The following is a 13,579-nucleotide window of genomic DNA, read 5'->3' as shown; positions in this document are numbered from 1 at the left end:
AGGGGTCGTCAGCCCACGGAGGTGGATCCGCGTCAACCTCCAGTCGTACGGGCCCGTAGGGGTCACCCTCAGGTACGGCTCCCGCGGGGCGGACCGGCCCCTCCGGATCGGTTGTCCACAGGCTCCCGCGGCCCTATTGACGCAGCCTCTAACAACTGTCACATTCGCCAGTGTCACGTTACGGGCACGTACCGCAGTCGGTGCGGACAGGGTGGGGCGGTGGCATGACGACGGCAGTGGCAGGCGGACTCTCCGCGGAACTGCGGGGGTTCGGAGAGGTCCAGCGCCTCGCGTACGAGTGCGCGGAAGCGGTCGCGGCACAGCTGAAGCCCGGCGTCACCGAGCGCGAGGCGGCCCGCATGCAGCGCCGGTGGCTGCGTGAGCGCGGGGTGCGGGACTGGTTCCATCTGCCGTTCGCCTGGTTCGGCGACCGCACGGCCTTCGTCGGCTTCCGGATCCCGCTGCAGTTCTTCCCCACCGACCGCCGGCTCGAGCCGGGGATGCCGTTCATCCTCGACATGGCCCCCGTGTACAAGGGCTTCACCGCGGACATCGGCTATTCGGGCTCGCTCGGCCTGAACCCCGTGCAGGACAAGCTCCTCGCCGATCTGGAGGCGCACCGCGCGCTGATCCTGCGCGAGGTGCGCGAGCGGCGGCCCCTGCGCGAGATCTACGAGGACGTCGACCGGCTCATGACCCGCCAGGGCTATGCCAACCGGCACCGCGCGTATCCGTTCGGCGTGATCGCGCACAAGGTGGACCGGGTGGCGGAGCGGTCCTGGTCGCCGCGTCTGTTCGGGTTCGGCGTCCAGGCCCTGAAGGGGCTGGCGAGCGACGCGCTGCACGGCCACCGGGAGGGCTGGTCCCCCCTGTGGTCTCCGTACGCCTTCTCCGACCACCCTCCCCGGCCGGGGCTGTGGGCGGTCGAACCGCACCTCGGTTTCCGGGGTACGGGCGCGAAGTTCGAGGAGCTCCTGGTCGTCACCGACTCCCGGGACCCCGAACAGAGCGCGTTCTGGCTCGACGACGATCTGCCGCACGTGCGGCGCTGGGCGGAGGACAAGTGAGTCTCGTGGGCGCGCGCGAGCGCCGGGTGCGGACGGGCGGGGTCGAGCTGTGTGTCGCCGAACTGGGTGACGACAGGCAGCCGACCGTGGTGCTCGTGCACGGCTATCCGGACTCCAAGGAGGTGTGGTCCGAGGTCGCCGTGCGGCTCGCCGACCGCTTCCATGTCGTGCTGTACGACGTGCGGGGGCACGGCCGGTCGACGGCACCGCGGCCCCTGCGCGGCGGTTTCACGCTGGAGAAGCTGACCGACGACTTCCTGGCGGTGATCGACGCGGTCAGTCCCGGCGGGCCGGTGCACCTCGTGGGCCACGACTGGGGTTCGGTGCAGTCGTGGGAGTTCGTCACGGTCGCCCGGACGGAGGGCCGGATCGCGTCCTTCACGTCGATGTCCGGTCCGTCCCTCGACCACTTCGGCCACTGGATCAAGCGGCGGGTGCGGCGGCCCACGCCACGGAGGGTCGGCCAGCTCCTCGGGCAGGGCGCCAAGTCCTGGTACGTGTACATGCTGCACACGCCGGTGCTGCCCGAGCTGGCCTGGCGCGGCCCCCTGGGCAAGCGGTGGCCGAAGATCCTCCAGCGGCTCGAGAAGGTGCCCGCGGGCGACTACCCGACCCCGTCGCTGCCTTCCGACGCGGCGCACGGCGCGTGGCTCTACCGCGACAACGTGCGGTCCCGGCTCGGCCGCCCCCGCGAGGACGCGTACGCGCACGCGCCCGTGCAGCTCATCACGCCCCTGGGGGACGCCTTTCTCTCCGAGCGGCTCTATGACGAACTGGAGAAGTGGGCCCCCGATTCGGTGCGCCGCACGCTCCGGGCCAAGCACTGGGTCCCGCGGACGCGGCCCGGCCAGCTGGCCGACTGGATAGCGGGGTTCGTGACCGCCAACGAGGGCCGTGAGGCCGGAGTTCCCGCGCCCGAGCCGGTGGCCTCCGGCCGGTACGCGGACCGGTTCGGCGGGCAGCTCGTGCTGGTCACCGGCGCCGGCAGCGGCATCGGGCGGGCCACCGCGTTCGCGTTCGCCGAGGCCGGCGCGCGGGTGGTGGCCGTCGACCGGGACGCGGAGGCCGCGGCCCGCACGGCGGAGATGTCCCGGCTGATCGGCTCGCCCGAGGCCTGGGCGGAGACGGTCGACGTCAGCGACGAACAGGCCATGGAGAAGCTCGCCGACAAGGTCGCCGCCGAGTACGGCGTGGTGGACGTGCTGGTGAACAACGCCGGTATCGGTCTCTCCGGCTCCTTCTTCGACACCACGGCGGAGGACTGGAGGAAGGTCCTCGACGTCAATCTGTGGGGTGTGATCCACGGCTGCCGGCTCTTCGGGAAGCAGATGGCCGAGCGCGGTCAGGGCGGCCACATCGTCAACACCGCGTCGGCGGCGGCGTACCAGCCCTCGAAGGCGCTGCCCGCCTACAGCACCTCCAAGGCGGCCGTGCTGATGCTCAGCGAGTGTCTGCGCGCGGAGCTGGCCGGGCAGGACATCGGTGTCTCGGCGGTCTGCCCCGGCTTCGTCAACACGAACATCACCGCGACCGCGCGTTTCGCCGGGGTCGACGCGGCCGAGGAGAAGCGGCGCCAGAGGAAGTCGGCACGGCTCTACGGACTGCGCAACTACCCGCCGGAGAAGGTCGCCGACGCGATCCTGCGCGCGGTCGTCCGCAACGAGGCGGTGGTTCCGGTGACCCCGGAAGCGCGCGGCGCCCATCTCCTGCACCGCTTCGCGCCCCGGGCGCTGCGCGCGATCGCACGCATGGAGCCGCCCTTGTGAGCACACGGCGGGGCGGCCTCCTTGTGAGCACACGGCGGGCCGACCGCGACCGCATGCCCGCCGTACACGACAGGACGGCCGTCCAGGGCCGTCGGCCGGACGGAGGAGCTCTGCGCGGGCATACCGCGCTCTGCGCGGCGGTCGTACCATCCGTCGCAGGAGGGTTCACCGCTCAGGGCCGTCGCGTATCCGGCCCTGTTCACCCGTGACGCGGCCGGCGGCGGGGGCGGGCGGGCGGCGACTTCTCGGGGCCCGGGGGCGGTGGCGGGAGGGCGGGAGAGATGGGCGACGAGTCGGGCGGTGTCGCGTACCGCATCGAGGACCTGGCACACCGCAGTGGCGCCACGGTCCGGACGATCCGCGCCTATCAGGACCGCGGACTGCTGCCCCGCCCCGAGCGGCGCGGGCGCGCCAATGTGTACGCGGACGCCCATCTGGCGCGGCTGCGGCAGATCGCCGACCTCCTGGACCGCGGCTACACGCTGGCCTCGATCAAGGAACTCCTGGAAGCCTGGGACGCGGGCCGGGGCCTGGGCGGGATACTCGGCCTGGTCGCGGAGGTCGACGGGCCGTGGACCGACGAGGAGGCCGCCCGGATCTCCCGGACCGAGCTGGTGGAGCGGTTCGGCGGCCGTCCCGACGACGCGGCGGTGGCGAAGGCGGTGGAACTGGGCGTGCTGGAGCCCGTTCCGGGGGACGAGGACACCTTCCTCGTCCCGAGTCCCCAAGAACTCTCCGCGGCGGTCGAGTTGTACAACTCCGGTGTGCCGCTGTCCGCGATCGCCTGCCATCTGCGGGAGTTGAGGGGGCAGGTCGAGCACATCGCCTCCCGTTTCCTCGAGTTCACCACGGAGCACGTCTTCGCACGATATCTGGGGGACCGTCCGCCGAGCGACGCGGAAGCGGCCGAGGCGGCCTCGCTCGTACGGCGGCTGCGACCGCTCGCGCAGCAGACGGTGGACGCCGAACTGGCCCGGGCGATGCGGCTGTTCGCCACGCGCCACCTGAGCCGCCATCTCGCGGCGGGACAGGTCCCGACGGAGCCGGAGGGGGCGCGTCCGGTGGAGGTGGCCGCTCGGACAATGCGGGCCGTGGAGCGTCTGGTTGGCGTGGAACACGCGGCGGCGTTCGTGACAGCGGCCACCGAACGAGAGCTACAGGCGCGTACGTTGGACCGGCTGGCCGCAAACAGCCCCCATCACAGAATTGTTGACGAAGTACCCTAAACGGCGCACTCGTTGTCCACAGATTCGTCAATTCGCCTGTGGATAACAACACTTGGCTGTGGATCAAACCTCCGAACCAAAATCAAATGCGTGATCCGTCTCTCGCCAGGCACCCTGGGGGGATGAAGGAGAACACCAGTGAACAGCCGCACGAGCGGCCGCGGGACCGAGCGCGGGGCCGAACGGGGGAGCTGGCGCATGAGCGGACGGATGACCGGACGGAAAGACGGGCTGATGAACAGATGGACGAAAAACGCACCGTGAAGGTGTCGAAGTACCTCTCGAAGCATCTGCGCCACCAGCCCGAACGGATCGGGCTCACCCTCGGCGAGGGCGGCTGGGTCGAGATCGACGCGCTGATCTCCGCGGCCACCGCCCACGGCTTCCGGTTCACCCGCGACGAACTCGATCATGTGGTGGCCACCAACGACAAGCGGCGCTTCGCCGTGGAGGGAACCCGGATCCGGGCCAGCCAGGGCCACTCCGTCGAGGTCGACCTCGGACTGCCCCCGGCGACCCCGCCGGCGTACCTCTACCACGGGACCGTGGCTTCCAGCCTGGACGCGATCCGCGCCGAGGGCCTGAGACCCATGAACCGGCACGACGTACACCTCTCGGCGGACCGGGAGACGGCCACCCGCGTCGGCGCCCGCCGCGGCCGCCCGGTCGTCCTCGGTGTGGACGCCGCCGCCATGCACCGTGACGGCCACGTCTTCCGGGTCAGCGCCAACGGCGTCTGGCTGGCGGAGGCCGTACCCCCGCGCTATCTGCGGTTTTCCGGCCCGCACTGATCCCGGACGCCGGCCCGCGCTGATCCCGGACGCCGGTCCGTACCGATCCCGGGCGCGGGGCAGCCGGTCGGACCGCCCTGAGGCGACGACGCCACGGCTCCGTCTACGCTCGACGCATGAGTCTGCGTCTGAGCACCGTGATCCTGCCGTACGTCCGCTGGCACGAGGGCGGGCGTTCCGCATGGCAGCGCGCGGAGCAGCTCGGTTTCCACACCGCGTTCACCTACGACCACCTCTCCTGGCGGACCTTCCGCGACGGCCCGTGGTTCGGAGCCGTGCCGACACTGACCGCGGCGGCCGCCGTCACAGACCGGCTGCGCCTCGGCACGCTCGTGACCTCGCCCAACTTCCGGCACCCGGTGACCCTCGCCAAGGATCTGATCTCCCTCGACGACATCTCGAACGGCCGGATCACGCTGGGCATCGGCGCCGGCGGCACCGGTTTCGACGCCACCGCGCTCGGACAGGACCCGTGGACCCCGCGTGAGCGCGCCGACCGCTTCGGTGAGTTCGTCCCGCTGCTCGACCGGCTCCTCACCGAGGACTCCGTCTCCTACGGCGGCAACTTCTACTCGGCGCACGAGGCCCGCAACATCCCGGGCTGCGTCCAGCGCCCCCGGCTGCCGTTCGCCGTGGCCGCCACCGGCCCGCGCGGTCTGAGGCTCGCCGCCCGCCACGGGCAGGCGTGGGTGACGACCGGCGATCCGAAGCTGTACGAGACGGGCACCCCCGCGCAGTCGGTTCAGGCCATTCGCGGACAGGTCGCCAAGCTCGCCGACGCGTGCGCCGAGATCGGCAGGGACGTGGCGGAGATCGACAAGATCCTGCTCACCGGCTTCACCCCCGACCGGGGCCACCCCCTGGAATCCGTCGACGCGTTCGTCGACTTCGCGGGCCGGCACGCCGAACTGGGCTTCACCGACATCGTGATCCACTGGCCGATCCCCGACTCGGACTTCGCCGCCGACCCGAAGGTCTTCGAGCGGATCGCCATGGAAGCGGTGGCCCAGCTGCGCTGAACCGGGTCGCCACGCCCCCGGGGTCCGGCAGGGCGGGGCGGCAGGGACGGGGTGAGGGCGGTTACCACTCAAGTGTGCGGACCGCCGCACGGCCGTGCGCATATATGCGGGAGAATGAGCAGGTGACCTCAGCGACTCGCCGGCCCGAGACCCCGGCCTCCACCGTCCCGCCCCGGCTGATCGCCACGGACCTCGACGGCACCTTGTTGCGCGACGACAAATCGGTGTCCGACCGCACGATCGCCGCCCTCGCCGCCGCCGAACAGGCCGGCATCGAGGTCTTCTTCGTGACCGGCCGCCCGGCCCGCTGGATGGACGTCGTCAGCGACCACGTCCACGGGCACGGCCTGGCCATCTGCGGCAACGGCGCCGCCGTGGTCGACCTGCACGGCGGCCCCGGCGCCCACCGCTTCGTCAAGATCCGCGAGCTGACGCCCGACATCGCGCTGGACGTCGTCCGGATCCTGCGTTCCGCCGCGCCCGGCACGGTGTGCGCCGTCGAGCGGACGTACGGCCTCCATCTCGAACCGGGGTACCCCCTCATGCACATGGAGCCCCCGGAGATCGTCCTGCCCGCCGAGAAGCTCCTCGCCAAGGACGCGCTGGACGCCGATCAGCCGGTGCTGAAGGTGCTCGCGTTCCACCCGGAGATGGACCCGGACGAGTTCCTCGCCGTCGCCCGCCCGGCCATCGGCGACCGGGCCAACGTGACCCGGTCGAGCCCCAGCGCCCTGCTGGAGATCAGCGGCCCCGGCGTCTCCAAGGCCAGCACCCTCGAGCTGTGCTGCGCCGAGCGCGGTATCTCGCCCGAGGAGGTCGTCGCCTTCGGCGACATGCCGAACGACGTCGAGATGCTCACCTGGGCCGGCCGGTCGTACGCCATGGGCAACGCCCACCCCGCCGTGATCGCCGCCGCCTCCGGGCGCACGGTCGCGAACAACGAGGACGGGGTGGCGGTCGTGATCGAGCAGATCCTGGCCGCCGGCGCGTAGCCCTCCGCCGACACGGCCGAGGTCCTCCGGCACATCCGCCGGAGAGCCTCGGCCAGGGCCTGCCCCGCGCCCCGCCGCATGATCCGCATGCCAGGTCCTAGACGACGACCCCGCGCCCGGCCAGCCATGGAACCGGGTCGATCGCCGATCCCGTCTCCGGTGTCACCCGCACCTCGAAGTGCAGATGCGGGCCGGTCGAGTTGCCGCTCGTACCCGACTGCCCGATCCACTCCCCGGTCGAGACCAGCTGCCCCTGGTCGACGGCGACGGCCGCGAGATGCGCGTACTGCGTGTAGTAGCCCCCCGGGTGCTCGACCACGACCTCGATGCCGAAGGCACCGCCGCAGGACACCTTCACCACCCGGCCCGCCCCGGCCGCCCGCACCGGGGTGCCGATGGGCACCGCGAAGTCCTGGCCGGTGTGCCGGTGCGCCCAGTGCTCACCCCCGCTGCCGAACCCCGCGGAGAGTTCGTACGTCTCCACCGGCGCGACCCACGCCTGGGTGAGCGCCATCGGTGGCTGGTCGAGACGGACCGCCCCACGGCAGGAGCCGGCCGTCACCGAAGCGTCCGCCCGGCTCTGCAACGCCGACCGCGCCTCGTCGAGTTTCGCCTCGATGGTCCGCTTGACCGCGGCGAGTTCCCCGGTCCGCTTCTCCAGCACAAGCCACTCGGAGCGGGCCTTCGCCTCGTCCGCGGCGAGCCGGCCCTCGGCACGCCGGCTCTTCTCGACGGCACCGGCGACGGCCAGATCGGCCCGCCGCACGGCCTGCTGACCACGCATCAGGCCGTCGGGGTCCTTCGCGAACAGGATCTGCGCCGTGTACGGCAGTCCGCCGCCCTGCCGGTACTGGGCGCGCACGATACGGCCCAGGTCCTCGTGCAGTACCGCGATCTCCTTCCGCTCCCGCACGAGCAGGCGCTCGGCCCGCTCGGCCCGGCCGCGCTGCGCCTCGGCGTCCTGCCGCCCCGCCTCGTACTGTCCGCTCGCCACGGAGGCGTCCTCGTACAGCCGCGCCACCTGGGCGCTGATGTCGAGGTCCGCGCCGTCGCCCTCGGCCTCCGCCGGCCGGGCCGCGAGGATCACGAGAGCGGACAACAGGGCCGGTACGAGGAGGGGATGGCGGCGAGATGAGCGCATGACAGCGATCGTGGCCCGCGAGTCGGGGCCCGGCCCGTTCAAGGCGTACACCTGGGGGACAGGGCGTCACGAATGGCCCAGCGGCGCGACCGAACGGTCCCGTGCCGAGGAGGCCGTCCGCGAACGGGTCACCCGGACATCGCGCGAACAGATCGCCCGCACAAGGGGATTCAGTGCGGTACCTGCCACACCACCGTCGTTCCGCCGCCGTCCTCACCGATCCCCGGCCCGTACCAACTCGCGCCGCCCAGCGACTCGGCACGCCGCCCGAGGTTCTTCAAGCCGCTGCGCCGGCCGCCGTCGGGGATGCCGACACCGTCGTCCGCGACGGCGAGGCGCACGCCCGGCCGCCCGTCCGGCAGCAGGACGTCCGCGTCGACGGAGACCTCGATCCGGGAGGCTCCCGCGTGCCGGAAGGCGTTGGAGAGGGCCTCGCGCAGCGCGGCGACGAGGTTCTTGCCGGTGAGTTCGCCGACCAGCGTGTCGACGGGGCCGGTGAAGCGGTGTCCGGGGTGGAAACCGAGGGGGACGGCGACCATGTTGATCTCGCGCAGGACACGGGTGCTCAGCCCGGAGGGCGTCTCGGCGGGGCCCTGCCGGAGCGCGAAGATCGCTGTGCGGATCTCCTGGATGGTGACGTCGAGTTCGTCGACCGCCGTCCCGACGCCCCGCCGCACCTCGGGCACGTTCGACCGGCGCTGAGCGCTCTCCAGCATCATTCCGGTGGCGAACAGCCGCTGGATGACCAGGTCGTGCAGGTCACGGGCGATCCGGTCGCGGTCCTCGTACACCGCGAGCCGTTCCCGGTCGCGCCGCGACTCGGCCATCATCAGCGCCAGGGCCGCCTGCGAGGCGAACTGCGTGGCGACGGTCCGCTCGCTCTCGGTGAACTGGCGTCCGCCGCGGGATCTCGGGGTGAGGAGGGCACCGAGGACCCGGCCGTCGCTCTGCAGCGGGAGCATCATGACGGGCCCGTAGGTCTGGGTGAGATCCGTCCGCAGGCGCGGGTCGGCGGACGCGTCCGCCAGGAACACCGGCTTCCCGTCCCGGAGTTCGGTGGCCAGCTCGCTCTCCGGCGGAACGACGACGCCGAGCGCCTTCGACGGGTGGTCCGAGGCCACCGCGACGACCTCCAGACCGCCCTCCTCCGCGGGGAGCAGCACGATCCCGGCCGCGGAGCCGGAGAGCCGGCGGGCCTGTTCGGCGACGATCTGCAACGCGTCCTCGGCGTCGCCGCCCGCCAGCAGCGCGGTGGTGACGGCCACCGAGCCGTCGATCCAGCGCTCACGCTGCTGCGCCGCCTCGTACAGACGGGCGTTGCCGATGGCGATACCGGCCTCGGTGGCGAGCACCCGGAGCATGTCGAGATCGTCGTCGTCGAAGGTGCCGCCGCCGCGCTTCTCCGTGAGATACAGGTTCCCGAAGATCTCCCCCTGCACCCGGATCGGCACTCCGAGGAAGCTGCGCATCGGCGGATGGCCGGGCGGGAACCCGCAGGAGCGCGGGTCGTCGGTCAGGTTCGCGAGGCGCACCGGATCGGGGTCGCGGATGAGCGCGCCCAGCAGCCCCTTGTGACCGTCGGGCCTGCGCCCGATCCTGCGGGCGGTCTCCTCGTCCACGCCGTACTGGACGAAGTCCGCGAGTCCCTCCCCGCTCTCGTCCACGACACCGATGGCCGCGTACCGCGCGTCCGTGAGTTCCGCCGCCGTCTCGCAGATGCGGTCCAGCTTGGAGTGCGGCTCCAGCCCCGATCCGACCGACCGCACGGCCTCCAGCAGCCGCGGGACCCGTGCGTCCGGCTCGCCGGTCAGCCCTCCCGGAGGCGGCTGGGCCGCCGCGGCCACGCCGTCACCCGGGACGGGGGAGCGCCTCGCCACTGACATGCCTTGAGCCTAGTGAGTCCCCTTTGCCCGGGAAAGTCGGGCGAGTGGCGGGAGACGCGGGACCCGGCACAGCCGGCACCTTCCCGGAGGGCCCGCTCAGCCCACGACGGCCCTCGCCCGTGCTCCGCCCGTGCGGCGCTCAGGGCGCCACGGCGCGCACCAGCAGATCCGCGGCGGTCTCCCGTTCGGCCATCTCCCGCAGCGGCCCCGCGACGGCCGCCAGCTCGGCGAACGCCCCGCGCTGGACCACCTGTCCCCGGGCCAGCACGATCACCTCGTCCACCGCGTCGAGCCCGGCCAGCCGATGCGTGATCATCAGGGTGGTACGGCCCTCGGTCGCGGCCAGGAGATCCGCGGTGAGCGCGTCGGCCGTCGGCAGGTCGAGGTGCTCCGCCGGTTCGTCGAGGACGAGTACGGGAAAGTCGGCGAGCAGCGCGCGTGCCAGTGCGAGCCGCTGGCGCTGGCCGCCGGACAGCCGTGCCCCGTGTTCACCGACCAGGGTGTCGAGCCCGTCGGGCAGTCCGTCCACCCAGTCCAGCAGCCGGGCTCGTCCGAGCGCGTCGCGCACCGCGGCCTCGGTCGCGTCCTTGCGGGCGAGCAGCAGGTTCTCGCGCAGGGTGCTGTCGAAAAGGTGCGCGTCCTGGGCGCAGAGCCCGACCAGGCGGCGCACGGCGTCCCCGTCCATCCCGCAGGCGTCCGCCCCGGCGAGCGTGTACGTCCCCGCTTCCGGGTCCAGGAACCGCAGCAGGACCTGCGCGAGCGTCGTCTTGCCCGCTCCGGACGTGCCGACCACGGCGATCCTGCGGCCCTTCTCGAGGGTCAGGTCGAGTCCGGCCAGCGCGTCCCGGTCCTGTCCGGCGTGCCGGGCCCGGAGCCCGGACACACGGAGCGGGAACGGTGTCGCGGGCGCCGGTCGCGGCTGTTCGGGCTCGCGTACGGGATCGGCGGCGTCCAGCACCTCGTACACGCGCTCGGCGCTCTTGCGCACCCGCTGCCGGTACTGGACAGCGAGCGGCAGTCCCATGACGGCCTCGAAAGCGGCCAGCGGGGTGAGGACGACGACGGCCATGAGCACGCCGTGCAGTCGCCCGGCGGCGACCGCCTGGGCGCCCACGAGAGCGGTGGCCGCGACGGTGAGTCCGGAGACGAGTGCCGTGAGCCCGTCGCCGAGGGCGGTCGCGGTGGCGGATCGGGAGGCGATCCTCGTGAGAACGCCGTCGGCCTGCCTCGCCTCGGCGGTACGGGCGGGCAGCGCGCCCGCGACGGTCAGTTCGGCGGCCCCCGTGAGCAGATCGGCCACCTGGGTCGCCAGCGCGCCCCGTGCGGGAGCCAGCCGTCGTTCGGCGCGGCGCGCCACGGCACCGGTCACCAAGGGGACTCCGGCCCCGGCCGCCAGCAGACCGACGGCGAGAACGGCCCCGGCTTCGGGGAGCAGCCAGGCGGTGAACCCGACGGAGGCGGCGGAGACCAGGACCGCGGCTCCGGCGGGCAGCAGCCAGCGCAGCCAGTAGTCCTGCAGGGCGTCCACGTCGGCGACGAGCCGCGACAGCAGGTCACCACGCCGGGTGGTCCGCAGCCCGGCGGGCGCGAGCCGTTCCAGACGCCGGTAGACCGCCGCCCGTGTGTCGGCCAGCATCCGCAGCACGGCGTCGTGCGAGACGAGCCGTTCCGCGTACCGGAACACCGCCCGTCCGATGCCGAACGTCCGGGTGGCCGTCACGGCCACCATCAGATAGAAGACCGGCGGCTGCTGGGAGGCCCGCGAGATGAGCCAGCCGGAGGTGGCCATGAGGCCGACGGCGCTCCCGAGCGCGAGGCTGCCCAGGAGCAGGGCGAGCGCGAGCGGCCCACGCCGGGGAGCCGCCATCGCCCGGACTCGGGCGAGCACGCCACCCTGGGCCCGGGACATCGTGACGAGGCCTTCGGCGTCCGCCGGGAACATGTCCTCCGGCTCGTCGCCTCGCGGCGGCTGTGTGCGCGTCGGCTGCGCGGAGCCGGAAACGCCGGCTTCTGGTGCCGGCCGCGGCGCGCCGACGGCAGCGGCTTCCAGGCGGACCACCCGGTCCGCGACGTCCAGCAGGGCCGGCCGGTGCACGACCAGCAGCACGGTCCGTCCCACGGCCAGCCGCCGGACCGCCGCGACGACCTCGGCCTCGGTCGCCCCGTCGAGCGAGGCCGTCGGCTCGTCGAGCAGCAGCACGGGCCGGTCCGCGAGGAACGCCCGCGCGAGTGCCAGCCGCTGACGCTGTCCGGCCGACAGTCCGGCACCGTCCTCACCGAGAAGCGTGTCGGCCCCGGCGGGCAGGGCGTCGACGAACCCTGCCGCACCGGCGTCGACGAGGGCCCGGCGCAGCGCCGCGTCGTCGGCGTCGGGTCGCGCCAGACGCACGTTCTCGGCAATGGATCCGGCGTACAGGTGCGGCCGTTGCGGCACCCAGGCGATCCGCGAGCGCCACTCCGTGAGGTCGGCGTCGGTGAGATCGACTCCCCCGGCGCGGACTTGGCCGGCGGAGGGCTCCACGAATCCGAGCAGGACGTTCAGCAGGGTCGACTTGCCCACACCGCTGGGACCGACGAGGGCGACCGTCTCACCGGGCTCGACCGTGAAGGAGACGTCCGAGACCGCGTCCGCGGTGCGCCCCGGATAGTTCACGGTGACGCCGTCGAAGGCGATCTCCCCCGCGGGCACGCGCAGCGAACCGGACCTCGGTGCCGGGGCCTCCAGCACCGCGAAGATGGCCTCGGCGGCCGCGAGCCCTTCGGCGGCGGCGTGGTACTGGGCTCCCACCTGCCGCAGCGGCAGATAGGCCTCGGGTGCCAGCACGAGGATGACGAGCCCCACGTACAGGTCCATCTCGCCCCGGACGAGCCGCATGCCGATGGTCACCGCGACCAGGGCGACCGAGATGGTGGCGAGCAGTTCCAGGGCGAAGGACGACAGGAAGGCGATCCGGAGCGTCCGCATCGTCGCCTGCCGGTACTCGCCGGTGATCTTCCGGATCGACTCGGCCTGCGCCTTGGCCCGGCCGAACACCTTGAGCGTGGGCAGCCCCGCGACCACGTCCAGGAAGTGCCCGGACAGCCGGGACAGCATCCGCCACTGACGGTCCATGTGGCTGCGCGTGGCCCAGCCGATCAGCACCATGAACAAGGGGATGAGCGGCAGCGTGCCCACGATGATCGCCGCGGACACCCAGTCCTCGGTGACGATGCGCGCCAGCACGGCGACCGGGACCACCAGCGCGAGCCCCAACTGCGGGAGATAGCGCGAGAAGTAGTCGTCGAGCGCGTCGACGCCCCGTGTCGCGAGGGCGACCAGGGAACCCGTCCGCTGGCCGCTGAGCCACCCGGGCCCGAGTGACGCGGCCTTCTCCACCAGCCGCCCCCTCAGCTCCGACTTCACCGCGGCACTCGCACGGTGCGCGGCGAGCTCGGTGAGCCAGGCCACCAGAGCACGCCCGAGCGCCACGACCGTCAGCACAACCAGGGGGGTGCGCAGTTCGGCGGCGGAGAAACCGTGCTGAAAAGCGCCGACCACCACTTCGGCGATGAGCATCGCCTGGGCGATGACCAGTGCCGCTCCGGCGACGCCCAGCCCCACGACCGCCACAAGGAAACGGCGGGTGGCTCGGGCGTACCGAAGCAGGCGCGGATCGATTGGTTTCACGTGAAACACACCTTTGGCCCATCAGGC

General features: G+C 72.6%; 9 protein-coding genes. 6 read left to right on the top strand and 3 right to left on the bottom strand.

Going from position 1 to position 13,579, the window contains the following annotated elements; genetic code table 11:
* The first annotated feature begins 224 nt into the window (after positions 1-224).
* From ACFYW9_RS33705 to ACFYW9_RS33680, 6 genes are all read left to right on the top strand, one after another.
* Complete coding sequence (locus ACFYW9_RS33705; protein ID WP_389158523.1) at positions 225-1,067, top strand: M24 family metallopeptidase; 843 nt, start codon at positions 225-227, stop codon at positions 1,065-1,067.
* Positions 1,064-2,833 carry an SDR family oxidoreductase gene (locus tag ACFYW9_RS33700; RefSeq protein ID WP_389158521.1) on the top strand — a complete coding sequence of 590 codons (1,770 nt, stop codon included), beginning with the start codon at positions 1,064-1,066 and terminating at the stop codon, positions 2,831-2,833. Before ACFYW9_RS33705 ends, ACFYW9_RS33700 begins: the two co-directional genes overlap by 4 nt.
* A gap of 281 nt (positions 2,834-3,114) precedes the next feature.
* Positions 3,115-4,059, top strand: a complete 945-nt coding sequence (locus ACFYW9_RS33695; protein ID WP_389158518.1) for a MerR family transcriptional regulator — start codon at positions 3,115-3,117, stop codon at positions 4,057-4,059.
* A 242-nt stretch (positions 4,060-4,301) separates the two neighbouring features.
* Complete coding sequence (locus tag ACFYW9_RS33690; RefSeq protein WP_326786809.1) at positions 4,302-4,850, top strand: RNA 2'-phosphotransferase; 549 nt, start codon at positions 4,302-4,304, stop codon at positions 4,848-4,850.
* 116 nt (positions 4,851-4,966) lie between these two features.
* Positions 4,967-5,869: an LLM class flavin-dependent oxidoreductase gene (locus ACFYW9_RS33685; protein ID WP_351869477.1), complete on the top strand. Its 903-nt coding sequence runs from the start codon at positions 4,967-4,969 to the stop codon at positions 5,867-5,869.
* Positions 5,870-5,973: 104 nt separating this feature from the next.
* Positions 5,974-6,861, top strand: a complete 888-nt coding sequence (locus tag ACFYW9_RS33680) for a Cof-type HAD-IIB family hydrolase (RefSeq protein WP_389158513.1) — start codon at positions 5,974-5,976, stop codon at positions 6,859-6,861.
* A 97-nt stretch (positions 6,862-6,958) separates the two neighbouring features.
* On the opposite strand, the gene ACFYW9_RS33675 is transcribed toward ACFYW9_RS33680, so the two are convergent.
* From ACFYW9_RS33675 to cydD, 3 genes are all read right to left on the bottom strand, one after another.
* The gene (locus tag ACFYW9_RS33675; RefSeq protein ID WP_389158510.1) at positions 6,959-8,002 is read right to left on the bottom strand and encodes a M23 family metallopeptidase; all 1,044 of its coding nucleotides are present in this window, start codon (positions 8,000-8,002) and stop codon (positions 6,959-6,961) included.
* A gap of 170 nt (positions 8,003-8,172) precedes the next feature.
* Positions 8,173-9,885, bottom strand: coding sequence for a GAF domain-containing sensor histidine kinase (locus ACFYW9_RS33670; RefSeq protein WP_389158507.1), 1,713 nt, complete (start codon positions 9,883-9,885; stop codon positions 8,173-8,175).
* Positions 9,886-10,024: 139 nt separating this feature from the next.
* Positions 10,025-13,561 (bottom strand): thiol reductant ABC exporter subunit CydD, encoded by a 3,537-nt coding sequence (cydD, locus tag ACFYW9_RS33665; RefSeq protein ID WP_389158503.1) that lies wholly within the window; start codon positions 13,559-13,561, stop codon positions 10,025-10,027.
* Between the last annotated feature and the right edge of the window lie 18 nt (positions 13,562-13,579).

The sequence above is a fragment of the Streptomyces sp. NPDC002698 genome, assembly GCF_042888945.1.
Lineage (GTDB): Bacteria > Actinomycetota > Actinomycetes > Streptomycetales > Streptomycetaceae > Streptomyces.
Note: the sequence above shows the minus strand (reverse complement) of the source record. Positions and strands in the feature narration are given on the sequence as shown.

Excerpts from the sequence above, each read along its gene's own strand:
- ACFYW9_RS33705 (WP_389158523.1), top strand. The coding sequence starts at position 225 with ATGACGACGGCAGTGGCAGGCGGACTCTCCGCGGAACTGCGGGGGTTC.
- ACFYW9_RS33695 (WP_389158518.1), top strand. The coding sequence starts at position 3,115 with ATGGGCGACGAGTCGGGCGGTGTCGCGTACCGCATCGAGGACCTGGCA.
- ACFYW9_RS33690 (WP_326786809.1), top strand. The coding sequence starts at position 4,302 with ATGGACGAAAAACGCACCGTGAAGGTGTCGAAGTACCTCTCGAAGCAT.
- ACFYW9_RS33685 (WP_351869477.1), top strand. The coding sequence starts at position 4,967 with ATGAGTCTGCGTCTGAGCACCGTGATCCTGCCGTACGTCCGCTGGCAC.
- ACFYW9_RS33680 (WP_389158513.1), top strand. The coding sequence starts at position 5,974 with ATGCGGGAGAATGAGCAGGTGACCTCAGCGACTCGCCGGCCCGAGACC.
- ACFYW9_RS33675 (WP_389158510.1), bottom strand. The coding sequence starts at position 8,002 with ATGCGCTCATCTCGCCGCCATCCCCTCCTCGTACCGGCCCTGTTGTCC.
- ACFYW9_RS33670 (WP_389158507.1), bottom strand. The coding sequence starts at position 9,885 with ATGTCAGTGGCGAGGCGCTCCCCCGTCCCGGGTGACGGCGTGGCCGCG.